The organism is Flavobacterium lindanitolerans, assembly GCF_002846575.1.
In the GTDB taxonomy this organism is placed as follows: Bacteria; Bacteroidota; Bacteroidia; order Flavobacteriales; family Flavobacteriaceae; genus Flavobacterium; species Flavobacterium lindanitolerans.
Window position 1 is genome coordinate 1,282,272 of record NZ_PJND01000007.1, and the last position, 23,428, is coordinate 1,305,699.

The following is a 23,428-nucleotide window of genomic DNA, read 5'->3' on the forward strand; positions in this document are numbered from 1 at the left end:
TTTTGGCTTAATGTAACACGTAAACGAAATATAACCCCTTTCAAGTATATCTGCTTGATAATTTTTTTACAATCCTGTGCTACAAATCATTCCCAGTTTGGAAGCAAGGAGCCTGTTACGATAAAAGATAATTTTGATAATCCGAAAACAGTTTCACATACTTTCTATCTGGTAGGAGATGCGGGCAATGCTGATGAACTCAAAGCAAAGCAAATTCTTAAGCTGTTTGAAGAAAGGCTGAAGAAAGCAGATACAAACAGTACTTTACTTTTTTTAGGGGATAATATTTATCCGTTGGGCATGCCGCCAAAAGACAGTCCGGACAGAAAAACGGCCGAAGAAAAACTAAACATACAACTTGCCTTGTCTAAGAATTTTAAAGGGAAAACGATATTCATTCCGGGAAATCACGATTGGTATAACGGTGTAGAAGGATTGAAAGAACAGGAAAGGCTGGTTAATGAATATCTTAAAGAAAAAAAATCATTCCTTCCCAGAAAAAATTGCGGAATAGACCACTTGAATATCAATGATAATGTGGCATTGATTGTAATCGACAGCCAATGGTATCTGGAAGATTGGGACAAACATCCTACCATCAATACCGATTGTGATATTAAGTCAAGAGAACAGTTTTTTGACGAACTGGAAAGCAGGCTGAACGATAATCAGAAAAAAACAACAATCCTGGCTATCCATCACCCTCTGATGAGTAATGGAACACATGGTGGAGAATTTTCTTTGAAAAAACACCTTTTCCCGATAGAGAAAAAAATACCAATGCCGGTAATTGGTACAATTATCAACTTATTGCGTAAAACTTCCGGTATCAGTCCGCAAGACCTGCAAAATAAAAAGTACAATGCTTTTGTCAAAAGAGTCAAGACACTCATACAGAATCGAAATAATGTGGTGGTGGTTTCAGGACATGACCATAATTTACAATATATCGACAAGGATAATATCAAACAGATTATCAGTGGAGCGGGCTCAAAAGAAGAAGCGGCAAGAGCAATCAATGAGAACGATTTTTCCTTCGGACATAATGGTTATGCGGTATTGGAAGTATTAGGAAATGGCGCTTCAAAAGTGTCCTATTACGGAGCTGATTCTAAAGGCAAAGAAGGGCTTTTGTATAAACAGCAACCGACTTTCCCAAGGCCAAAACCAAATTTGAGAGAATACCCAAACAATTTCCCGACCTCTAAAGATACCTCGGTTTATACTACAAAAATGACCACTAAAGGAGGTGCCTATCGCTTTCTTTGGGGAAAACATTACAGAAAGATTTACAGCACACCAATAAAAGCCCAAAGCGTAAGCCTTGACACCTTGTATGGTGGTTTGACTCCTACGATTTCCGGCGGAGGTCACCAGTCAAAATCACTCCGATTGGTAGATAAAGACGGTAAGGAATATGTCATGAGAGCCTTAAAGAAAAGTGCTACCCGATTCCTGCAGTCGGTTGCTTTTAAAGACCAGTCGGTAGAAAAAGATTTCCGCGATACATATGCAGAAGATTTTATCATGGATTTTTATACTACTGCCCATCCATACACGCCATTTATTGTTTCTGAACTGGCAGACAGAGTAGGTATAAGCCATTCCAATCCCAAACTGTTTTATGTGCCAAAGCAAAACAGGCTGGCATTATTCAATGAAGAATACGGTGATGAGTTGTATATGATTGAGGAACGCCCTATGAGTGCATTCAAGGATTTAAAGAGTTTCGGAAAACCAGATAAAATTATCAGCACAGATGACGTCCTGGCAAATATCAGGGCTGATGAAAAATATGAAGTTGATGAGCCAAGCTATATCAGGGCAAGAATATTCGATATGCTGATTGGCGATTGGGACAGGCATGCAGACCAATGGAGATGGGGCGAATATAAAGAAAACGGCAAAGTAATTTATCGACCAATACCGCGCGACAGAGACCAGGCATTTTCCAGATACGATGGTACATTATTGTCTATTTTGATGAACTTTCCGGCTTTGCGTCATATGAGGTCATTTGATGACAAGCTCGATAATGTAAAATGGTTCAACCGCGAAGCCTATGCTCTGGATTTGGCATTTATTACAAAATCTGATGAAAAAGTGTGGAGCCAACAGGCAAAATACATTACAGACAATCTTTCCAATGCTGAAATTGACAAGGCTTTTGAAAAATTGCCAAAGGAGGTTAAGGATGCTTCTATAGAAAAAATAAAATCTGACCTGAAAGCCAGAAAGAAACATCTGGAAAAATATGCACACCAATATTATAAAGTATTACAAAAGACAGTGCTTATTGTCGGTACCGATAAAAAAGACCGGTTTGTAATTACAAGAGATGGAGATGTAACCAAGGTTGAGGTATATCGTATCAAGAAGGACAGAGAAGAATTAATCCGTCAGAAAACCTATCATTCTCCGGAAACCAGAGAATTATGGGTATATGGTCTGGATGATGATGATATTTTTGAAGTAAAAGGCGAAGGCAGGAGAAAACTCAAGATACGACTGCTTGGAGGACAAGACCATGACACTTATGATGTGGAGAGTAGCCGTAAAATAAGAATCTATGATTCTTCAACCAAAGATAATACGGTTGTCAACACCGGAAAAGGAGAAAAAATGCTTTCGGATTCATATCTGATTAATACCTACGACTACGAAAAGCCAAAATATAATGTAATGGCCGGCTATCCGCTACTCGGATTCAACCCGGATGATGGTGTCAAAATAGGAGCCAGAGTCAATTATACAGTAAATGGATTCAACAGATTCCCATATTCTCAAAGACATGTTGTTGGTGGGAATTATTATTTCGCCACCAGCGGTTATGAATTGTTCTATAAAGGCGTTTTTCCGCATCAGATAGGGAAATGGAATTTTGTAATTGATGCGCTTTATACAAGCCCTAATTTTAGTGTTAATTATTTTGGTGTTGGAAACGAGACGGAAAATCCGGATGATGATATCGATATGGACTATAACCGTGTCAAGATAAGAAGGCTGAAAGCTACGCCATCTTTGCAATGGACAGGCGAAATGGGAGGTTCGGCAATTGTACAGGCAAGCTTTGAAAGAATAAGTGTAGACAGAACTGCCGGAAGATTTGTAAGTCAGCCTGGAGTTCTAAATCCGGATGTTTTTGATTACAAAAACTTTGTCGACCTCAGTGCAAAATATACTTTTGAAAACTATGACAATCCATCAAACGCTACCTTAGGGATGGTTTTCTCACTGTTGGGAGGATATACTATAAATATTAACGAAACAGACAGGAAATTTCCCTATGCAGAAGGCTCGTTAGGATTTACCTATAAAATTTCGACGAGTGGCAACTGGGTACTGGCTACGCTTTTAAAAGGAAAAGCCTTGTTTGATGATGATTTTGAATTCTATCAGGCGGCTACTGTGGGTGGCGATACTGACCTGCGTGGTTTCAGGAACCAACGTTTTTCAGGCAAGCAGTCGTTCTACCAAAGTACTGACCTTCGCTGGAATCTCGGGAAAATAGATAATGGCGTTGCACCGCTGCGTTATGGTGTATTTGGAGGTTTTGACTATGGCCGTGTATGGGTGCCTAATGAAGAGTCAGACAAATGGCATCAGGCATACGGCGGCGGTATTTGGATTAATGGCGTAAATCTGGTTACAGGTAAACTGTCACTTTTTAATTCAGCAGATGGCCTTAGGGTTTCGGCAGGATTAGGATTTGGATTTTAAGTCAGACAACTTGATTTCATAAAGATTACCGCCTGTTTTTTTACTTTTTTCGTCTACAATAAGTAAGGTCTCATTGTCTTTAAAACAAATGCCTTCTTTTTGTGTCACGTCATTGAGTTCAAACATTTCGGTCTTTCCGTTGAGGAAATTATCACCCTTAAAATCAGAAAGTATCCATACTTTACTGGAGCTAAGCAATGCAACTTTCTTGCCATCAGGGCTAATGTCGGCACTTGTAATGGCACATTTATGATAGTTGTTGCAGGCTTTAAATTTGCCTAACAATTGGGCTTTGTGACGGCCGGTTTGGTTGGGCACTTTATAGAGCATGACCGTGCCGTCAAATCCTTTGCTTCTGTTTTTGGTGAAAATGTAAAAGTTCCCTTTGTAGATAAAAAAAGATTCGGCATCATAAAAAAGCTCCGATTTCTTAGGGGGGAACTGACTTTGTTCAGGATAGTAAAATTCCACTTTAGAAGGCGAAACTGCCGTCTCATTTTTCAGGTCTCCTGCATTAATTTTGTAAATGCAGAGGTCTTTACGGATATTGTCATTATTGCCAAAATCACCTACATACAAATTGCCTTCCTCATCAGCAGTCAAATCTTCCCAATCTACATTTTTTGCATTTTCAAGCGTTACGGCATGCGCAATTTTTCCTTCTGGAGTAAGTCCGTAGATATTGTTTTTATTACCACTGTCTTCGGCTACCCAAATCAGATTGGAAACTTTTGAAACGGCTACGGCGGAAGCTTCTTTTAAAGGTAGTTTCTTCGTATTGGCAGGTATTTCCTGCGATGTTCCCGAACAGGAAAATAAGATTGAAAAAACAGGAAGAAAGGTAAGTGATTTCATAAGCAGATTTTAATACGTAAATATAAGAAAACGAGGATAAGAAACATAAATTGCCTATTCTTAAGATTTGCTTAATACTGACTTAACACTCCAATTTAATATTCTGTTCGCCGTTAACTTTGCAAAACAAACACTATGAATATGGAGGCCCCTAAGCCAAAGTTTAGATTGGCATTTTCCTCATCACGATTTTCGCTATTGTGGAATTTTTTTAAAGGATTTCTGCTGTTGTCATTACTGCTCCGCATTGTATTTATGCTTTGGCAGATGAATGAAGTATCCTGGAGTCCAATAGCGGTAATAAGGACATTGGCAACCGGAATGTTTTTTGACATAGGTGTGGTTGGTTTTGTAGCCTTGCCGGGAATCCTTTATCTGTTACTGTTTCCAAATCGTTATGTTGGTTCCCGATTGGACAGATTTCTTATTTGTTTTTTCTTTTCATTGACGGTGCTGTTGTTGGTATTTGTTTTTTTTGCAGAAATTACCTTCTGGGAAGAATTCCGTACCCGTTTTAATTTTATTGCTGTCGATTACCTTATTTATACGCACGAAGTTGTCAGCAACATACAGGAATCCTATCCGTTGCCCTATCTCATTTCGGGAGTGGCACTGATTACCTTTTTGATTGTCTTTTTGTTTCAAAAGAAAGGCATTTTTGCCTGGACATTTGCAGCAAAGACCACTATAAAAGAAAAACTTTCGGTATTTGCTGTTACTGCTGTACTGTTAATATTTTATATTGGATTTATAAAAAATACTCAGGCAGAATGGTCGTCCAACCGTTATAATAATGAGATTTCCAAAGCTGGAATCTATTCATTTTTTGCAGAGTTTCGCAATAACCAGATGGAATATACGCGGTTCTATACTTCTATTGATGCGAAAAAAGCTTTTGAAATTGCCAGAGAGCAGGTCAAACAATCAGATAGCCGTTTTTTAAAGGAGGACACCACTATCCGAAGAGATATAACAGACGTGCAGCCTTCTGGAGCAAAACCGAATGTGGTTTTTATACTGATGGAAAGTATGAGCGGCAGTTTTATGAAAGAATTCGGCAATGAAAAAGGCATTACGCCCTATATGGATAAACTGGCACAGGAAAGCATTTTCTTTAGCAATCTTTATGCTACCGGAACCCGAACAGTGCGCGGAATGGAAGCTGTAACACTTTGCATACCGCCTACTCCCGGACAGAGTATTGTAAAGCGTCCCGATAATCAGGGACTTTATACGGTTTCTAATGTTTTTAAAGCTAAAGGCTATCAAAACAGCTTCTTTTATGGTGGCGATGGCTATTTTGATAATATGAACAGTTATTTTGGCGGAAATGGTTTTACTATTTACGACCGCGGCAGAGGAAGTGTATTGAGTGATAAAATCAAAACCCGGCGATATAACATTGATGATAACGAAGTGACTTTTGAAAATGCATGGGGAATCTGTGATGAAAATATTTATGACAAAATGCTGAAAGTCGCAGATGAACATTATGCCACCCAAAAACCGTTCTTCAATTTTGTCATGACCACTTCCAACCATAGGCCATATACCTATCCGGTGAACAAAATCGATATTCCCTCCGGGACGAATAGGGATGGTGCTGTGAAGTATGCAGATTTTGCATTAGGGCAGATGCTGGAAAAGGCAAAAAGTAAGCCATGGTTTAAGAATACCGTTTTTGTAATTATAGCTGACCATTGCGCCAGTAGTGCAGGAAAAGATGAAATTGATGTCGCAAATTATCATATTCCGGCTTTTATTTATAATTTGCCGGGCCAAACACCGGAAAAAATTCAGCAGCAATGTTCGCAGATTGACTTGTTTCCGACCTTGTTTTCAAAACTACATTGGAATTACCGTTCTAATTTTTTTGGGAAAAATGTTTATGATAGGGAATATACAGAACGGGCTTATGTGGGAACCTACAGAAAGCTGGTATATATGAAGAAGGAAAAAGCCATGATTTTATCCGACCAGAAAAAACAGGCTTTTTATGATTGGAACAAAGAAACCAATGAACTTAAGCCTATTCCAATGGATAAAAAGTTTTTGGAAGAAACCATTGCGGGTTATCAGGCCGCCGATTATTTATTTACAAACAAATTGCTTAAAGAATGACATACATTCATTTTATAGTTAATCCCATTTCCGGGAAAGGAAAACACAGCATCACTAAAGAATTTCTGGGACATTATTTTCCGGAAACCGATTTTAGGCTTGAAATAGACTATTCCAACTATAAAAAACATGCAATAGACTTAACAAAAAAGGCAATAAGTCAGAAACCTGATATTATTGTAGCCTGTGGTGGTGATGGCACAATCAGCGAAATAGCTTCTCAGTTGGTCAATACCAATATAAAACTTGGAATTATTCCTGTAGGTTCCGGAAATGGCCTGGCTTCAAATCTTGACATTCCGAAAAATATAACGCAGGCTATCGAAATCATAAAGAAACAAAAATCAGTCGCGATTGATTCCGGAAGGGTAAACCAGCATTGCTTTTTCAGTAATATGGGACTTGGCATTGATGCCATGATTATCAAGAAATACGAGAGCACAAAAAAACGAACACTTTCGGCATATGTGAATGCTTCTCTTAAAGCAAGTTCACAGTACAAGCCGCAAAAAGCAATATTGCGGTATAATGGTAAAGAACATTTTGTTGACCCGTTTTTGCTTTTTATTTCGAATTCCAATGAAATGGGTTATAATATGAGCCTTACGCCAAAAGCCAGTCTTTCTGACGGCTATTTGGACATGTTGTATGTGCCACGCATCGGTTTTTTGGAAAAGATGTTTTTTGGCGGATTGGTCGTAGCCAAACAATGTGAAAAATTCAAAAAAGCAGAACACGCCATGATTCAAAGTTTAAGCGCCGAATTGCCGGACAGAATTTTTACTGATGTACAAATCGATGGCGAATATCACAGGTTGGAAACCAATAAGGTACAGGTAGATATTTTGCCGAAATCCCTTAACGTATTGGTAGCATAATGATTGACTTTTATCAAACTGTAGCATATGAATATCCTGGTAGCTGAAGATGAAATTGGTATTTCAAACTTCCTCAAGCAAGGGCTTGAAGAAGAAAATTATACGGTGACTGTGGCCTCTGATGGCGAAAAAGCACTGCGACTTGCCCTTTCACAACCTTTTGACTTATTGTTATTGGATTGGATGCTTCCCAAATTATCAGGAATAGAAGTTTGCAAATCATTCCGCAAAACCGGCAGGACAGCACCCATATTATTTCTGACAGCCAAAGATACCGTACAGGAAACTATTGAAGGACTTAAGGCAGGCGCCAATGATTATATTAAAAAGCCATTCAGTTTTGAAGAACTTCTGGAGCGTATAAAAGTGCAGTTTCGTTCTGCTGTTGCAGAAAATAGTTATGTGTTAGGGCCTATCCATTTGGATAAAGAAAAACATCAGGTTTTTATCCATAATGAAGAAGTCTACCTCACACAGAAAGAATTTTCACTTTTAGAATACCTCATCAAAAATAAAGGCACCGTATGTAGCAGAAGCCAGATTATCAAAGAAGTGTGGAACATACATTTTGATTATGAATCGGGAGTTATAGATGTTTTTATCAATTCCATACGGAAAAAACTTGGATTGCGAAAAGAAGAAGACTATATCAAAACTGTGCGTGGAATTGGCTATATTGCAAATGAAATCTAGCCAATTATGTCGTTGTCTTTCAGAAACAGAATAGCTGTATACAACCTTATCAGTGCGGCAGCGCTCATTGCCGTTGTTTTTGGAATAGTCTATTCTGTAGTTCGGCTTTCAGTCAATTATGACATCAATCACGATCTCGAAACAGAAATCCATTACCATCAGGAATTTGTAGAAAGCCAGCCAGTTAATCACCTCATGCTTGTTGAGCCTAGTGAATGGGAGGAAAGCGAGCACAATGAAATTAATGTCAATCCTGTATTTGTGCAGATTTTTGACAGCAAGGGCCGCTTTTATGAAAAATCCAGAAACCTCAAAGATGAGGCCCTGACGTTAAAGTTTGGTGAAGAAGAACCTTATACGGTTGATACTTTTCTGGCTGATATTCCTATAAGACAGATGCAGGCACCCTTGATGAGCCATGGACACACAGTAGGCTATGTTATTATAGCCATGTCGATGGAGCAGGAACTCAGGCTTCTGGATAATTTAAGTAATGTGCTTCTTATTGCCTTCTTTGCCGTATTGATGGCCTTGTTTTTTATTACACGCTTTATTGCAGGTAAAAGTATCAGGCCTGCGGTAGATATTATCAATACGGCCAGCAAGATTACAAATAACAATCTGGGTCAAAGAATTGAGCTTCCTAAAAACAAAGACGAACTTTTTGAATTGGCAACTTCCATAAACCAATTACTCGATCGTATAGAGGACGCGGTTGTGCGGGAACGTAAATTTACTTCTGATGCTTCCCATGAATTGCGAACACCTTTGGCTGTCATACAGGGAACTCTGGAAGTACTGATAAGAAAACCGCGAAATAGTTCAGAATATGAAGAAAAAATACAATACTGCATCAGTGAAGTAAATCGCCTGAATGATTTGGCAGACCAATTATTGCTGTTGGCCCGATTCGAAAACCAGAAAGCGGCGGTGCAGATAGAAAATATTGAATTGGATGAAATCATACTTCAGGTTTTGGAACGCTATTCCTCAAGAATTGCTGCTAAGAACATTGCTTTGAGTTTTGAATTCAGCGACCATTATAAAATACGCTCCGATGCTTATTTAGTATCGGTTATCATTGAAAACCTGATTTCAAATGCTGTAAAATATACCAAAGAAAAAGGCAGGATTGTCATTACGCTTCACGAATCAGAGGGAAAAATAGCCTGTCTGATTGCCGACAGCGGTGTTGGAATTGCTCCGGAAGACCTCCAAAAAATTTACAACGAATTTTTCCGTGCCGAAAGTCAGCGTCAGGCCATTAAAGGTACGGGACTTGGCTTGTCTATTGTAAAGAGATTGTGCATTCTGCTCAATGCGGAGTTAAATATCCAAAGTGATTTGGGTAAAGGTACAACAGCCACAGTGCTGTTTGATGCGGTAGATTATCGTGAAACAATATAAAAATCACGTTCTAATCGTTTTTTATGGCTCTTTTTTGATTTTGGAACCGGATTCATGTCAACGGTGAGCATTTTTTCAATTTTATAGTCCTTAAAAGTTTCCCGAAGCCTGGTGGTATCATCTATGTTGACGAGCAATCCAAACCGATTTTCCTTTGGAATTTTAATTTTACCATTGTTTATTATTAAAGGAATCGGCTCTCCATATTCCCAAATCATTTCAGGACAATAATTTTGCAGGTCATAAATCTTAATACGCTCTTTCGCTTTGACAGCATGAAGTTTTTGAGGCGAATAATAATCCGGATTTCCTAAAAATGCGCCAATCAACGGCAGGCCAAAAACTATAATGCAAATTTGGAAAGCGATAATGCTGTAAAAGACTTTGCCAAAATTGTTTTTTAGCAGTGACCGTATGATGATAATACCGCAAACCAGAGAAGCAATGGCTGCCAAAACATACCATAACCCGAATCCGTCCAAGGTTTTTAATACAAAAGGTAATACAAAAGGCAATGCTACAGCTATGATTCCAATCAGACCGAAAGCAAAATAAGCCATCCGTTTCTCATTTTTAGCCAGCGTTTTAAATTTTTCAAAAAGATACTCTATATAAAATCCGGTATTCAAAGCCATTGGAATCAGTACCGGAAGCAGGTATCTTGATTTTTTTTCAGGAATAAGCGATAATAATATTACGGATGCCAATGTCCAGAATAGAGTAAATCGGTAAGCCTTTAGATTGGTAACACGGGTTTTCATGTAAGGATAGAGCAGGGCAATAAGACTTGGGATGGTCCAGATGCCACTTTGTGTAAAAAAGCTCCAGTAATAGAAAAACGGACGTGTGTTGTAGCTCGCCCAACGTGATGCTTCTCTTGTGGTTGTTTCTAAAAATGATTCAGGGTCGGCAAACCGTACATACAAGGGCCATGAAAGTCCTATGGCTGTACCTAATGCCAATACCAAAATACCATAATGCCATCGGCTTCTTAATTTAAATCCATACGTAAATCCATAGGCAATAAGAAAAGGAAGAAATAGTGCATATAACGAAATAGGTCCTTTGCTAAGAAAAGACAAGCCGAAGAATAATCCGGATAGTATTGCATTTTTGGCTTTTGCGGAGTCTTCCTGCAATAGCTTCCATAAAAAATAAAGTGAAGCCATCATAAAGCTATGCGTATACATATCCCATTGGTTATCCCTGCCTCCAAAAAAGATATAAAAAGAAGTAATAAGAAGCAGGCCGTTATGAAAACTCTGTTTTTGGTTTAGTCCCAGATTTTTGGAGAATTTATATGACATCAATACCAGAAATACTGTCGCAAACACTACAGGCAGCCGTAAACCCAAAAGACTGTCAAATCCGAATAAGATTCCTGCCAGAGCTGTCAGCCATGTAGGTAAAGGCGGTTTTTCATAACGCGGCAGATTATTGATTGTGGTAAGCAGCCAGTTGTCATTAGAAACCATTTCCCGGGCCGTAATAAAATTTCGGGCCTCCATAATATTGACATAAATAATGTCAAGATGTGGAAGCAATAATGTCAGGCTAACAGCCAATAAAAGGAGCGGATATTTATGATGCAGCAGTTTTTTCATTTTTCAGGATAATTAGAATACTTCTGGAATAAATAATAATGCCTAAGAAATGCCCTGCAAAAAGAACCGGGTCTTTTCGAATAACGGCATAAGTGAGAATCAGTAATGAGCCAAAAAAACTAATCGTCCAGAAACCCAAAGGCAAAGACGATTCTCTTCGTTTTTCGGAATAGAGCCATTGATAGACAAACCGGAACGTAAAAAGTATTTGGGAAATGATTCCAAGCCATAACAGCCAAATCGGAATGTTTTCATTTTTTAATAGTCGGTCAAGGTCATAGGAATTATTATTGTATCCATAACCAATTAGCAGGACAGGAAAAAGTAGGATAAAGATGCGGAAAGCCTTGTGCAGCTTTTTCCATTCTCCCTGAAGCTGAAGGTTCCGGATATAGATATAATAGGTAATAGCCTGTCCGAGCATAATTGAAAAATCATCTCTCAAATAACCGTAAACAAATAGCAGGAAAGCGGCCAAGAGGCTAATTTGCCAGAACAATATAGGGGTGAGGATGCGTTTGTGTTTTTCGGAAATAATCCATTGGAGAACCAGTCGGCTCGAAAAAAGAATCTGTGCCGTAAACCCAATAGCATATATCAGCCACGAATTCATCCTTTACGGTTTATAGTGTAGTTGAGGTATTTTTTCTTCATCCACAAATAGGCAAAGCAATCTTGTAAGGGACCTATTAATCTGTTCCAAAGATGAAATTTGGATACACCGGCTATTCTGGGGAAATGTTTGACGGGCACTTGCCTGATTCTGCCATTTTGTAGTAATACCATAGCTGGCAGGAAGCGATGCAGGCCGTTGAACATGGGGATTTTTTTGGCTACATCCGTACGGATAATTTTTAGAGGACAACCCGTATCGTCCATACCATCATGTGTAAATGCACGACGTATTCCATTAGCAATTTTAGACGAAAGATTTTTGACAAAAGAATCTTTGCGGTTAGCACGCACACCGGTTACCAGTTCATAACTGTCTGCATATTCCAAAAGAATATTGAAATCCATAGGGTCAGTTTGCAGGTCGGCATCAATATAACCTACCCAGGAAGTATTGGCCGTATCAAATCCGGCCTTTATGGCTGCACTAAGGCCATAATTTTTATCAAAAGAAATAAATTCAAAAGCATCCGTATTACTACAAATCTCTTCTATGATTTTTTGACTAGTGTCTTTAGAACCGTCATTAACGAAAAGTACTTTTGCTTTTTTTTTGGCGTGTAGCATAAAACCGGACAGTTCCTGTTGTACCCTTAAGAGGTTGTCCTCTTCATTATAAACAGGGATTATAATTGTAAGCTCAAAGTCCATTTTAGTGGTTTTTTCTCTCAAATTTACTTCAAAATCAATGAAATAGAAGTCGGCTTAACATAAATTTTCCTTAAAGTTAATCTAAGAAGGAAAACATTTAGCAAAGGGTTTCTTAAATTTATAGAAACAAAAAAAATATCCAAATCATGCGAATGCTCGTTACAGGAGCCGCAGGCTTCATCGGATCACATTTGGCCGAAAGATTGCAAGGTCTGGGTCATGAAACGATAGGTTTTGATAATTTTTCAAGCTATTATGCTCCCGAACTGAAAGAGCTGAATGCGGGAATACTTCAAGACAAAGGTATAGTCGTGCATACCTTAGACCTTAGGGATAGTAACGCATTAGCTGATAGGACACCGGACTTTGACTACATTTTCCATCTGGCAGCGCAGCCGGGCATTTCAACCGATTGTACTTTTGAAGATTATCTTTCCAATAATTTTGTCGCAACTAAAAATGTGATTGATTTTGCACTGCGTTGTAAAAACCTGAAACTTTTTGTGAATATAGCTACATCTTCTATCTATGGATTACAGGCTTCTTTTGATGAAGAAAAAGTACCGGAACCCGTTTCTTTTTATGGCGTTACAAAACTGGCAGCGGAAGAACTGGTTTTGGCGGCAAGCAGGGAACATAAAATTAAGGCCTGTTCTTTGCGGCTTTATTCTGTATATGGACCGAGAGAAAGACCTGAAAAATTGTATAGCAAACTTATAGCAGCTGCTTTTTCCGGAGAAGTATTTCCGCTGTATGAAGGCAGCGGTTCGCATTTGAGAAGTTTTACCTATGTTCAGGATATTATTGATGGTATTGTCAGTGTCATAGGAAAAGAGTCTCAGGTAGACAGTCAGATTATCAATATTGGTACTGAGGAAGAACATACCACGCAGCAAGGCATTGATGCTATAGAAAAAATTACTGGAAAAAAAATAAGGATTGAATCCGTGGCACCACGTCCCGGTGACCAGATTCGTACACATGCCGTAATTGGTAAGGCAAGAAAACTGCTAGGCTATAATCCCGCAACTTCTTTCGAAGACGGGCTAAGGGCGCAGGTAGAGTGGTATACCACCTATTTTGCCTGTGAAGAAACACCATAGGTATAATTAAATCGAAATAAAAAAGCCCTTGATTTCAAGAGCTTTTTTATTGTAGTATGGAGATTAATCTTCTGCCATAACGCCTGCTTTTCTGTAAATAAAGCTGCCGTAAATATGTCTTCTGGCAAAACGGCTTGGCGATTCTGCATTAACCATTTTGATATACGTGTTTCTTGGTACGCCAATATATTCGTATGAATTCCCATCCAAATGCTGGATTACCAAAATCTGCTTCTCATAATAAAAATCATGGATATTAGACTTGGAAGTAGTTTCCTCATATTCCTCACGGTAACGCTCCTGGGTTTCCGGATTGATACTTACCAAAAAGTGATAGGCTTCAATAACCGATTTGCTCTTTTCCTCTGCTTCCAATCTTCCGGCTTCATCATCTACAAACTTATCCGGATGCGAATCCTTCATAGTATTTCTGTAGATGGTTTTTAATTCTTTTAGCGTTACGGTCTTGTCAACTCCCAAAAGCTTTCTGTGCTCAACAATTCTTTTCATAGTAATAGTACTTCCTTTTTTATCGGCTGCAAAAGTAGTTAAATTAGAATGTAAAATCCTAAGGTGTTCAGTATTAATTTGTAATGGCGATTGGAAGGTAGGCATATCTTATACTACATTAATCATATAATTAATCTTTTAGAATTTCCAACGATAATTACTGTTGTATCTAAATTACCCTAATTTGATTTATTGCCTACTTTATATTTATCTTTTTTTTAAAGTGTTTATTGTGTTGTCGTATGCTTGTTTATTTTCTTTTTTAATTCCTGAATATCCAATAAAAATATCACCAATTTTACGAACGCAGTAATATTTATCATCTTCTAGAAAAGACAATGATAATGTGTCATTATCTGTAAAAGAAATATAATCCTTAAAAGTCAGCAATGGATGAATTAATGGGGAGCTGGAGACTTGATCAGTACAGAAAATTTTTGATGAGTCTCTAAAAATATATTGATACTCCATTTCTGATAAACCAATTCGTATAATTTTTTGTTCAAAGGCTTGGCTTGGTAGTTTTATCGTATATGAACCGCTACTAAATTTTAAGGTTGTTGTCTTACCTGTTTTTTTATTTGTAGAACAAGAAATAATAAAAAGTAATAAGATAAATCCGAATAGATATAATTTTTTCATTTTCAATTAATAAAACTCTTTACAGCTTCAATCGTTACATCAGGAGCTTCCTTATGTGGAGTATGTCCAATTCCAGGAATACTAAAAACAGAAGCAGTACCATTTACCTGGCTGACTGTTTTTTCAGCTTGTTCCATCGTGCCGTATTCATCTGCTTCACCCTGAATGAATAAAAGCGGACAGCTAATGGCAGGTAAAAAATGCTCAATATTCCAACTTCTGAAATCAGCACGAGTCCAGGTTTCTGTCCATGCTTTAAAAAGTGTTTCAACCTTGTCGCCATGATATTTTTGCAGTCGTTCCGGAAGGTCAGTACTTTGGTAGATTTCCATGGCTTCCCGGATGCCTTTGAGCGTTACTTCCTCCACAAAAATATGGGCTGCTTCACAGATTACAGCTTTGATTTTTTTTCCATATCGGCTGGCGGTAATCAGAGCAATCGAACCACCATCGCTATGGCCAAACAAAATAGCATTGTCAATTGCTAAGGCGTTAAGCAGGCTGTCCAAAGAATGAGCTTCCGCTTCCAGATAATTTATGGGTCTTTCATGAGTAGGCATAGGGTCAGATTTTCCGTAGCCTAAGCGGTCATATACCAAAACGTTGCACTGTATTGCTTCGACCAGCTTTTGTGGGAAATCGCGCCATAGGCTTGTACAGCCTAAAGAGTCGTGAAGGAAAACAAGTGTCGGGCGGTTTTCGTAGGTTGTTTGAAATTCTATATAAAGTTTTTTCCCGTTGATGGGAATCCATCTGCCGTTGTTCTGTGTCATAAGGTTTTGGCTGTCTTTTTTAGACTTTTTCAAAAATATAAAATATTGGAGTGATGTTCATATGCCAGAGCATAAATAGCATGAAAGAAAACAAAATCAGTTTTCCGGCTTTTCCATTTTTACAATTTTTGAACAGGTTGCTGTTTTAATTTTGTTGGAATTAATTGGTTTAACCTATGATAAAGACTATCTTTTATCTGGCCTTTTTAATAGTCCAGCAATGTGCCTATTCCCAGTTGAAATATACTACAACCAATACGGCTTTGGTGAAACTTCTTCCTGTAAAGAAATATACAGGCAAACAATACCGATTGAGCATTGATATAAAGAATGAACCGTCAGACGATATAAGCGGTGGTACGGTTATGGTTTTGCAGACCAAAAAACAAGATTGGGAATTTTTGGAAAATACCCGTAAGACATTTTTTGCCCCTAAGGATTCCCAAACATGGAAAAGCTATACCATTACGGGAACTATTGATTCGGAAGCGTATAAGTTGTGGTTTACTTTGGCAACCTATGGTAATGGAGATTTCTATTATGACAATATGAAGTTTGAAATAAAAGAAGGAGAAAATTGGGTAGATGTGCCCGTTGAAGGAGGAGATTTTGAAAAATTATCGGCCGGGAATCCGCTCAAAGGATTTAAAAATGGAGAATCAGTAAAAAAGGAAGGATTGTCCGTTTCTTTGGTGAATCAGGAAGGACGGGGACAGTCGCTGCGCATACATGCCGAAGGAGGAACGATTGACAAAAGGTTTTTTTACGGGAATAATTCAGCCACAGGAAAATATATAAACAGTAAGGATGTAAAAATTTATTACGAAACCTATGGAGAAGGAGAACCCTTGCTTTTGCTTCATGGCAACGGCGGTTCCATAAGCAGTTTTGCAGGGCAGATTGAGGAATTTGCCAGAAACTATAAGGTTATTGCTGTCGATACGCGCGGACAGGGAAAAAGCATTGATATGCAAACAGAGCATTTTTCATATGACCTTTTTGCCGATGACATGAAAACGCTTCTGGATTCGCTTGGCTTAAAACAGGTGAATGTGGTAGGTTGGAGTGATGGAGGCAATACAGGATTATTATTGGCGAGTAAATATCCGGACTATGTAAAGAAACTGGTCACAATGGGGGCGAATCTGAATCCTTCAGACAACGCAATCGATAAAAAAATGCTGAAAACGATTGCAAAGGATATAAAACAACTAAAAGACCAAAAAAACGCAGAGATAGTGACAATCCGACTATTGGAAATGTTACTTCAGGAACCCAATATTCAGCCGGAAAGCTTAGGTGCAATCAAGGCAAAGACCCTCGTTGTTGCAGGAGAACACGACCTCATATTAGAAAACCATACCCGGTTGATTGGTGCCAGTATTCCGGGAGCTAAAGTTTCCATATTAAAAGGTCAGACTCATGAAGTTGTAGCAGATAACCCTAAAGTGTTTAATCAGGTGGTACTGGATTTTTTAAAAGAGCACTAACGAAATACTGTCAAAATATCTTTCAAAGTCATATATTGAAACATGAAAAATAAACTTCTCATAGCAGCATTTTGCTGCTTTTTAAAATCATACGGTCAAAAAACAGAAAAGGTATTTCTGGATAAAAATGACCCTTCGCATGAATGCTATACGGCAATTCTACCGGACAAAAGTCCTGTAGTGGGTTATCTGGTTCTGATTCCCGGCTTTGGCGAAACGGCAGAAAGAGTAATGCAGCAAACAGACCTGCCTTTGCGTTGTGCTGAAAAAGGGATACTCACTATTATTCCCACATTAACAGGTGGTGTAATGTCGTTTGGAGTTGATAATAGTAGTCAGAAATCATTAACAGCAATTATTGAAGATGCATCCAAAAAATTTAATCTTGCTGCCCGTCAGTTTTACATCGGAGGTTTTTCAATAGGAGGAAGTGCCGCGGTAAAATATGCAGAAATAGCGTTGTCTGGAAATTTTAAAAACAAGCCGGCAGCAATTTTTGCAATTGACCCGCCACTTGATTTTGAAAGGTTTTACAATTCCGCTCAGCGCGACCTTAGGCTTTCGGCAGGTTCTCAGCCCAATCAGGAGAATGTTTACATGGTTGGAAGAATTGAGCAAGTGATGGGAGGTAAGCCTGTTGATGCATTGAAAAGCTATCATGCCATTTCACCATATTCCTATTCAGACACGGAGCAAAAAGCCATCAAAAGCCTGGTTAATATCCCGATTCGATTGTATTCGGAGCCGGATGTAAACTGGTGGATAGAAAATAGAAATGCTGATTTTTCTGCAATGAATGTTTTGGATGGCTCAGCTATGGTCAATGAATTAAGAAGGCTGGGCAATCGTCAGGCAGAACTTATATTGACGGAAAACAAAGGATACAGAAAACCTGACAATAAAAGACACCCGCATTCCTGGAGCATTGTAGATAGCGAAGGACTGATTGGTTGGCTGTTGGGAAACAAAGGATAAAAGAAGTTACCATATAATATGCCGGATGCTTTTTTTAGTAAATTCGTATGCAAAGAATAGCAGAAATATTTACTATGTCAAAACTTTTTAATCCGGGTGTTTATTTTGAAATTCCTGTAACTAATCTGGAAAGAGCAGAACAGTTTTATACTTCCGTTTTTGGTTTTAAATTTGAAAAAGCCAGCATACATGATAATGAAATGGCACTTTTCCCTCTGGATGAAAATGCTTCGGGCATATCGGGAGCATTGGCCAAAGGAGAAATCTATAAACCCACAAAAGACGGAACACTTATTTATCTGAAGAGTAAAAAAATAGATGAAACCCTTAAACGGGTAATTAATAACGGGGGTACAATTCTGTTTCCTAAAACATCAAATGGCGAATGGGGTTTTGTGGCAGAATTTCAAGATAGTGAAGGAAACCGTATTGGTCTTTTGGAGGCATTGGAGTCTTAAGCAAATCTTAAGATAAGCTAAGGAGATTGGCATCATTTTGGGAGTAAGCAAAGTATTTTTACTATTGATTTGATTGTCAATAATTTTTTTTTCTACATTTACAACATGAAATTAACAAGGCGCATTTTTACTTCCTTTTTATCAGTCTACCTGCTGGTACTGATGATTATGCCTTGTAATGATGTACATGCACAAACACAAACGGTTTTTTCTACACAAACTTCTCAGGTTCAGAACGAGCAGCACCATGACGATTTTTGTACTCCTTTCTGTATCTGTGCCTGTTGTACTACTCCCATAATAATACATTCGGCTATTGTTTTTGACATGGTGCCGCATTTTGAAAATTCATACACAAAAACACCAAGTTTTTATAAGCCTGCCGTATCCAGTTTCTTCGGGTCGATTTGGCAACCACCTCAATTAGTATAATGTTGTGCCGATGTGAATCGGCTGATTTCTCGCGGGCTTTCCGCAAATAAATCCGTGCTGCGGAAAAAATCAACATTTATACTAATTCATAATCTATGTTAGATAAGATTATACATTTCAGCATCCATAATAAATTTATTATCGGGCTGTTTACACTGGCACTCATAATCGTAGGAAGTTATTCGCTTTACAAGCTTCCGATTGATGCCTTGCCGGATATTACCAATAACCAGGTTCAGATTATTACCAGTTCACCAACCCTGTCAACACAGGATGTAGAACAATTTATAACCTATCCGATTGAACAAGCCGTAAAGCCTATTCCCAAAATTGTAGAATTGCGTTCCATTAGCCGGTTCGGTCTCAGTGTGGTTACTGTCGTTTTTGAAGAAAATGCAGATATCTACTGGGCACGTGCGCAAATTTCCGAGCGCATAAAAGAAGCGGAAAGCATGATTCCCAAAAACGTAGGTACGCCGGAAATGGCGCCGGTCAGTACAGGATTGGGAGAAATATATCAATATGTAGTATTTCCTGAAAAGGGCTATGAAGACAAATACAATGCTACTGACCTGCGTACGATTCAGGATTGGATTATCAAGCAGCAACTTCTGGGAACGCCTGGAGTTGCAGAAGTCAATACCCTGGGAGGTTATCTCAAGCAATATGAGATTGCCGTACAGCCGGACAAGCTGAAAAGTATGGGAGTGACCATTCCGGAAATTTTTACGGCTTTGGAATCCAATAATGAAAATACGGGTGGAGCTTATATTGACAAAAAACCATATGCCTATTTTATCAGGGGAATTGGTATGGTTAACAATATTGAAGACATCAGTAAGATTGTGGTCAAAAATCAGAATGGAATTCCTATTCTCATTCGCGATATTGCCAAAGTGCAGATTGGTAGCAGTATTCGCTATGGAGCCGTAACCAAAGACGGTAAAGGCGAAGAAGTTAGCGGTATGGTCATGATGCTTAAAGGCGAAAACAGTGGCGAGGTTGTAAAAAGAGTAAAGGAAAAGATGGAACAGATTAAAAAATCGCTCCCTGAAGGCGTTACCATCGAACCATTTATGGACCGTACAAAATTGGTCGACAAAGCTATAAATACCGTACAGACCAACCTGATTGAGGGGGCACTTATCGTAATTTTTATACTCGTATTATTGCTTGGAAACTGGCGTGCCGGATTGGTTGTTGCTTCCGTAATTCCATTGGCATTGCTTTTTGCCATTACTATGATGCGCCTTTTTGGGGTTAGTGGTAACCTGATGAGCCTCGGGGCAATCGACTTTGGAATAATAGTCGACGGGGCCGTCATTATAGTAGAAGCCATAATCCACAGATTACAGGTGCGGAAACGGCAGAGCCTGACCGCCGCGCAAATGGATGAAGAAGTCTACCAGGCTTCTGTAAAAATCAGGAGCAGTGCCGCGTTTGGAGAAATTATTATCCTTATTGTTTACCTTCCTATTCTGGCTTTGGTGGGCATTGAAGGAAAAATGTTCGGCCCTATGGCGCAGACCGTTTCTTTCGCCATTTTAGGGGCTTTTATCCTGTCATTGACCTATGTGCCTATGATGAGCGCATTGGTATTAAAAAAGCAGACAGGACATACCAAAAATATAAGCGACAGGATTATCGAAGCCATCAATAGGTTTTACAGTCCGTTGCTTCAAAAAGCATTGCAGGCCAAAAGAGCCGTTATTATTTCGGCTGTCGGTTTGTTTGCATTTGCATTGTTCCTGTTCAGTTCTTTAGGAGGAGAGTTTATCCCTACGTTGGATGAAGGAGATATTGCAACACACCTTATCATTGCTTCCGGTAGTTCGCTGTCACAAGAAATTGAAGCGACTACAAAGGCCGAAAAAATATTGAAGGACAAATTTCCGGAAGTCAAAATGATAGTGACAAAAATAGGAAGTGCAGAAATACCAACTGACCCGATGCCTATTGAAGCCGGCGATATGATTATCCTGCTAAAGGATAAGAAAGAATGGACTTCGGCCAAAACCAAAGAAGAACTTATGGAAAAGATGGAAGAAGCATTACAGGAAATTCCGGGCGCGACTACCGAATTTTCACAGCCAATTCAAATGCGTTTCAACGAATTGATGACCGGTGTTCGAAGCGATGTAGCCATCAAGATTTTTGGTGATGATATCGATATGCTGGTCAGCAAAGGAGACGAAGTCTTACAGCTCATTCAGGGCGTAGAAGGCGTTTCGGATGCCAAACTGGAGCGTGTGGCGGGATTGCCTCAGATTACCGTACGTTACAACAAAGACAAACTGGCGCTTTACGGATTAAATATAGGCGACCTGAACAGAGTTATCCGTATTGGTTTTGCAGGCGAGGCTGCCGGATTAATTTACGAAAAAGAAAAAAGATTCGACCTGGTCGTTAGACTGGAAGCAGATAGCAGACAGGATATTTCCAATTTGAAATCTTTGTTTATTACGTTGCCATCCGGAAATCAGATTCCGTTAGAACAGGTGGCCGATATTCAATATGAAGACGGGCCAATGCAGATTAGCCGTGAAGACGGAAGACGAAGAATCGTGGTAGGCTTTAACGTAAGAGGCAAGGATGTGAAACGGGTAGTTGAAGAGATTCAGGCAAAATTAGACAAGCAATTAAAACTTCCGGACGGATATTATACAACCTATGGCGGTCAGTTCGAAAACCTGATTGACGCCAACAAGCGTTTGATGGTTGCCGTTCCGATAGCGCTGGGACTGATTTTCATCTTGTTGTACTTTACCTTTAAATCTGTCAAACAGTCGCTGTTAATCTTTACAGCAATTCCGCTGTCTGCCATTGGAGGAGTATTTGCTCTTTGGATTCGGGGCATGCCTTTCAGTATTTCCGCCGGAGTCGGATTCATCGCATTATTTGGGGTTGCCGTATTAAACGGAATTGTACTGATTGCCTATTTCAATCAATTAAAAAAAGAAGGAATGAACGATATTCATGAACGTATCAAAGAAGGGACAAAAGTGAGATTAAGACCGGTTGTCCTTACAGCTTCAGTAGCATCATTGGGCTTTTTGCCAATGGCAATCAGCAGTAGTGCAGGAGCAGAAGTTCAGAAACCTTTGGCAACCGTTGTAATTGGTGGATTATTGACAGCGACTATTCTGACGCTAATTGTGCTTCCAATCCTGTATTATTATTTTGAAAAAGGTTTTACCAAAAGCAAAAATACTGCAATAGTTTCAATTCTTGTCCTGGCGCTTTTTTCAGGTACTGCCAATGCTCAGGAAGTTCCTAAAAATTTAGGCTTGAAACAGGCTATCGAATTGGGCTTGAAAAACAATACGCTGATACAGTCTTCAGAGCTGGAAAGTAAGATGCAGTCGCAATTGAGAGGCACGGCATTTGACCTTCCCAAAACAGAAATTACAGGAACATTTGGCCAGTTAAATACCAATGCCCAGGATAAAAATTTCAGTGTTTCCCAAAGTTTTAGCCCTTTTCAATATGGAGCCAGAAGAAAACTATTGCTTGAAAACAGTAATTTAAGTCAGCTAAAAGCAGGCGTTACAAAACAGGAAGTAGTGTTTAATATCCGGCAGTCCTGGAATGCAATGCTATATTATTCCGAACTCAACAAAATGCTATCCAGACAGAATAAGCTAATGCAAAAATTTGTCCGTTCGGCCTCGCTTCGCTTTGATACAGGAGAAACCAATTCGCTTGAAAAAACTACGGCTCTGGCTAAACAGCAGGAGTTAGAACAAAAAATCAAGCAGAATGAGGCGATGATTCAGGTTGAAAAATCTAAAATCAGGACTTTTCTCAACAGTAAGGAAGAATTCACCGCAAGCGATACATCATTTGTAGCATTACCATCATTAACGGTTTTGGATAGTGCACTTGTCAGACAAAATTCAAATTACAAGCTGGCAAAACAGCAAGTAGCCGTTGCCGAAGCCGGAAGAAAAGTTGAAAAAGCCACAATGATGCCTGACATTACTGCGGGCTATTTTATCCAATCCTTCAAAGGAAATCAGGAAGTAAACGGAGAAACAGTTTCTTATGACGGGACGCCACGATTTCAGGGATTTACAGTTGGAATCTCGCTTCCGATTTTTGCAGGAAGCAGTGTTTCAAAAATCCAGGCCGCAAAAACAAATATTGAAGCACAGCAAAAAAATGCGGCCTATATGGAAATGCAGCTCATCAACCAGCATGAGCAGCAGTTGCAACAGTTGAATACCTTCCAGTCGCTGATGGATTTCTATAAAGGCACGGCACTTCCAAATGCAGACCTGATTAGCAAAAATGCAGAAAAGGCCTACCTGAATGGCGATATCTCTTATGTAGAATATGTACAGGGATTGGAAACCGCTTTGGAAATCAGAACGAATTATATCAATGCAGTAAATAACTTTAACCAGACTGTAATCAACTTGCAGTTTTTGGCGAATCAATAATA

General features: G+C 39.0%; 18 protein-coding genes. 11 read left to right on the top strand and 7 right to left on the bottom strand.

Annotated features, from left to right (window positions below):
* Positions 1 to 54: 54 nt before the first annotated feature.
* Complete coding sequence (locus tag B0G92_RS05640; protein WP_245867711.1) at positions 55 to 3,720, top strand: metallophosphoesterase; 3,666 nt, start codon at positions 55 to 57, stop codon at positions 3,718 to 3,720.
* Here the strand turns inward: B0G92_RS05640 and B0G92_RS05645 are convergent.
* Positions 3,703 to 4,575 carry a hypothetical protein gene (locus tag B0G92_RS05645; RefSeq protein WP_101471376.1) on the bottom strand — a complete coding sequence of 291 codons (873 nt, stop codon included), beginning with the start codon at positions 4,573 to 4,575 and terminating at the stop codon, positions 3,703 to 3,705. The two genes, B0G92_RS05640 and B0G92_RS05645, sit on opposite strands and share 18 nt — an antisense overlap.
* 135 nt (positions 4,576 to 4,710) lie before the next feature.
* Here B0G92_RS05645 and B0G92_RS05650 point away from each other — a divergent pair, with 135 nt between their 5' ends.
* From B0G92_RS05650 to B0G92_RS05665, 4 genes are read left to right on the top strand one after another with little or no spacing between them, the layout of a single operon-like run.
* Positions 4,711 to 6,696, top strand: coding sequence for an LTA synthase family protein (locus B0G92_RS05650; protein WP_101471377.1), 1,986 nt, complete (start codon positions 4,711 to 4,713; stop codon positions 6,694 to 6,696).
* Positions 6,693 to 7,574: a diacylglycerol/lipid kinase family protein gene (locus B0G92_RS05655; protein ID WP_101471378.1), complete on the top strand. Its 882-nt coding sequence runs from the start codon at positions 6,693 to 6,695 to the stop codon at positions 7,572 to 7,574. The genes B0G92_RS05650 and B0G92_RS05655 overlap by 4 nt, the downstream gene beginning before the upstream one ends.
* A 27-nt stretch (positions 7,575 to 7,601) precedes the next feature.
* The gene (locus B0G92_RS05660) at positions 7,602 to 8,267 is read left to right on the top strand and encodes a response regulator transcription factor (RefSeq protein ID WP_101471379.1); all 666 of its coding nucleotides are present in this window, start codon (positions 7,602 to 7,604) and stop codon (positions 8,265 to 8,267) included.
* 6 nt (positions 8,268 to 8,273) lie between these two features.
* On the top strand, positions 8,274 to 9,674 hold the full coding sequence (locus B0G92_RS05665) for a sensor histidine kinase (RefSeq protein WP_245867713.1): 1,401 nt from the start codon (positions 8,274 to 8,276) through the stop codon (positions 9,672 to 9,674).
* Here the strand turns inward: B0G92_RS05665 and B0G92_RS05670 are convergent.
* The 3 genes from B0G92_RS05670 to B0G92_RS05680 are packed head-to-tail and all read right to left on the bottom strand — an operon-like array spanning position 9,656 to position 12,601.
* Entirely contained in the window at positions 9,656 to 11,278 is a 1,623-nt protein-coding gene (locus B0G92_RS05670; RefSeq protein ID WP_245867715.1) for an ArnT family glycosyltransferase, read from the bottom strand. The genes B0G92_RS05665 and B0G92_RS05670 overlap by 19 nt on opposite strands.
* A complete protein-coding gene (locus B0G92_RS05675; protein WP_101471381.1) occupies positions 11,256 to 11,891 on the bottom strand; it encodes a lipid-A-disaccharide synthase N-terminal domain-containing protein in 636 nt (211 codons plus the stop codon). The genes B0G92_RS05670 and B0G92_RS05675 overlap by 23 nt, the downstream gene beginning before the upstream one ends.
* On the bottom strand, positions 11,888 to 12,601 hold the full coding sequence (locus B0G92_RS05680) for a glycosyltransferase (protein WP_101471382.1): 714 nt from the start codon (positions 12,599 to 12,601) through the stop codon (positions 11,888 to 11,890). Before B0G92_RS05680 ends, B0G92_RS05675 begins: the two co-directional genes overlap by 4 nt.
* A 146-nt stretch (positions 12,602 to 12,747) precedes the next feature.
* Here B0G92_RS05680 and B0G92_RS05685 point away from each other — a divergent pair, with 146 nt between their 5' ends.
* Positions 12,748 to 13,704: an NAD-dependent epimerase/dehydratase family protein gene (locus B0G92_RS05685; RefSeq protein WP_101471383.1), complete on the top strand. Its 957-nt coding sequence runs from the start codon at positions 12,748 to 12,750 to the stop codon at positions 13,702 to 13,704.
* 63 nt (positions 13,705 to 13,767) lie between these two features.
* Here the strand turns inward: B0G92_RS05685 and B0G92_RS05690 are convergent, their stop codons facing one another.
* The 3 genes from B0G92_RS05690 to B0G92_RS05700 all read right to left on the bottom strand — a co-directional run bounded on the left by B0G92_RS05690 (position 13,768) and on the right by B0G92_RS05700 (position 15,662).
* Entirely contained in the window at positions 13,768 to 14,214 is a 447-nt protein-coding gene (locus B0G92_RS05690; RefSeq protein WP_056068432.1) for a KTSC domain-containing protein, read from the bottom strand.
* Positions 14,215 to 14,421: 207 nt separating this feature from the next.
* On the bottom strand, positions 14,422 to 14,856 hold the full coding sequence (locus B0G92_RS05695; protein ID WP_101471384.1) for a hypothetical protein: 435 nt from the start codon (positions 14,854 to 14,856) through the stop codon (positions 14,422 to 14,424).
* A 2-nt stretch (positions 14,857 to 14,858) separates the two neighbouring features.
* The gene (locus tag B0G92_RS05700; protein ID WP_245867718.1) at positions 14,859 to 15,662 is read right to left on the bottom strand and encodes an alpha/beta fold hydrolase; all 804 of its coding nucleotides are present in this window, start codon (positions 15,660 to 15,662) and stop codon (positions 14,859 to 14,861) included.
* Positions 15,663 to 15,805: 143 nt separating this feature from the next.
* On the opposite strand from B0G92_RS05700, the gene B0G92_RS05705 reads away from it, so the two are divergent.
* The 5 genes from B0G92_RS05705 to B0G92_RS05720 all read left to right on the top strand — a co-directional run bounded on the left by B0G92_RS05705 (position 15,806) and on the right by B0G92_RS05720 (position 23,426).
* Positions 15,806 to 17,119 (top strand): alpha/beta fold hydrolase, encoded by a 1,314-nt coding sequence (locus tag B0G92_RS05705; RefSeq protein WP_101471386.1) that lies wholly within the window; start codon positions 15,806 to 15,808, stop codon positions 17,117 to 17,119.
* 42 nt (positions 17,120 to 17,161) lie between these two features.
* Positions 17,162 to 18,094, top strand: coding sequence for an alpha/beta hydrolase (locus tag B0G92_RS05710; protein WP_101471387.1), 933 nt, complete (start codon positions 17,162 to 17,164; stop codon positions 18,092 to 18,094).
* A 74-nt stretch (positions 18,095 to 18,168) separates the two neighbouring features.
* Positions 18,169 to 18,552 (top strand): VOC family protein, encoded by a 384-nt coding sequence (locus B0G92_RS05715; protein WP_101472039.1) that lies wholly within the window; start codon positions 18,169 to 18,171, stop codon positions 18,550 to 18,552.
* A gap of 105 nt (positions 18,553 to 18,657) precedes the next feature.
* On the top strand, positions 18,658 to 18,984 hold the full coding sequence (locus B0G92_RS16595) for a DUF6660 family protein (RefSeq protein WP_143394996.1): 327 nt from the start codon (positions 18,658 to 18,660) through the stop codon (positions 18,982 to 18,984).
* A gap of 95 nt (positions 18,985 to 19,079) precedes the next feature.
* On the top strand, positions 19,080 to 23,426 hold the full coding sequence (locus tag B0G92_RS05720) for a CusA/CzcA family heavy metal efflux RND transporter (RefSeq protein WP_101471388.1): 4,347 nt from the start codon (positions 19,080 to 19,082) through the stop codon (positions 23,424 to 23,426).
* Positions 23,427 to 23,428: the final 2 nt, after the last annotated feature.

Bases quoted from the DNA above. Each gene is read 5' to 3' on its own strand.
- B0G92_RS05645 (WP_101471376.1), bottom strand. From the start codon at position 4,575: ATGAAATCACTTACCTTTCTTCCTGTTTTTTCAATCTTATTTTCCTGT.
- B0G92_RS05650 (WP_101471377.1), top strand. From the start codon at position 4,711: ATGAATATGGAGGCCCCTAAGCCAAAGTTTAGATTGGCATTTTCCTCA.
- B0G92_RS05655 (WP_101471378.1), top strand. From the start codon at position 6,693: ATGACATACATTCATTTTATAGTTAATCCCATTTCCGGGAAAGGAAAA.
- B0G92_RS05660 (WP_101471379.1), top strand. From the start codon at position 7,602: ATGAATATCCTGGTAGCTGAAGATGAAATTGGTATTTCAAACTTCCTC.
- B0G92_RS05665 (WP_245867713.1), top strand. From the start codon at position 8,274: ATGTCGTTGTCTTTCAGAAACAGAATAGCTGTATACAACCTTATCAGT.
- B0G92_RS05670 (WP_245867715.1), bottom strand. From the start codon at position 11,278: ATGAAAAAACTGCTGCATCATAAATATCCGCTCCTTTTATTGGCTGTT.
- B0G92_RS05675 (WP_101471381.1), bottom strand. From the start codon at position 11,891: ATGAATTCGTGGCTGATATATGCTATTGGGTTTACGGCACAGATTCTT.
- B0G92_RS05680 (WP_101471382.1), bottom strand. From the start codon at position 12,601: ATGGACTTTGAGCTTACAATTATAATCCCTGTTTATAATGAAGAGGAC.
- B0G92_RS05685 (WP_101471383.1), top strand. From the start codon at position 12,748: ATGCGAATGCTCGTTACAGGAGCCGCAGGCTTCATCGGATCACATTTG.
- B0G92_RS05690 (WP_056068432.1), bottom strand. From the start codon at position 14,214: ATGAAAAGAATTGTTGAGCACAGAAAGCTTTTGGGAGTTGACAAGACC.
- B0G92_RS05695 (WP_101471384.1), bottom strand. From the start codon at position 14,856: ATGAAAAAATTATATCTATTCGGATTTATCTTATTACTTTTTATTATT.
- B0G92_RS05705 (WP_101471386.1), top strand. From the start codon at position 15,806: ATGATAAAGACTATCTTTTATCTGGCCTTTTTAATAGTCCAGCAATGT.
- B0G92_RS05710 (WP_101471387.1), top strand. From the start codon at position 17,162: ATGAAAAATAAACTTCTCATAGCAGCATTTTGCTGCTTTTTAAAATCA.
- B0G92_RS05715 (WP_101472039.1), top strand. From the start codon at position 18,169: ATGTCAAAACTTTTTAATCCGGGTGTTTATTTTGAAATTCCTGTAACT.
- B0G92_RS16595 (WP_143394996.1), top strand. From the start codon at position 18,658: ATGAAATTAACAAGGCGCATTTTTACTTCCTTTTTATCAGTCTACCTG.
- B0G92_RS05720 (WP_101471388.1), top strand. From the start codon at position 19,080: ATGTTAGATAAGATTATACATTTCAGCATCCATAATAAATTTATTATC.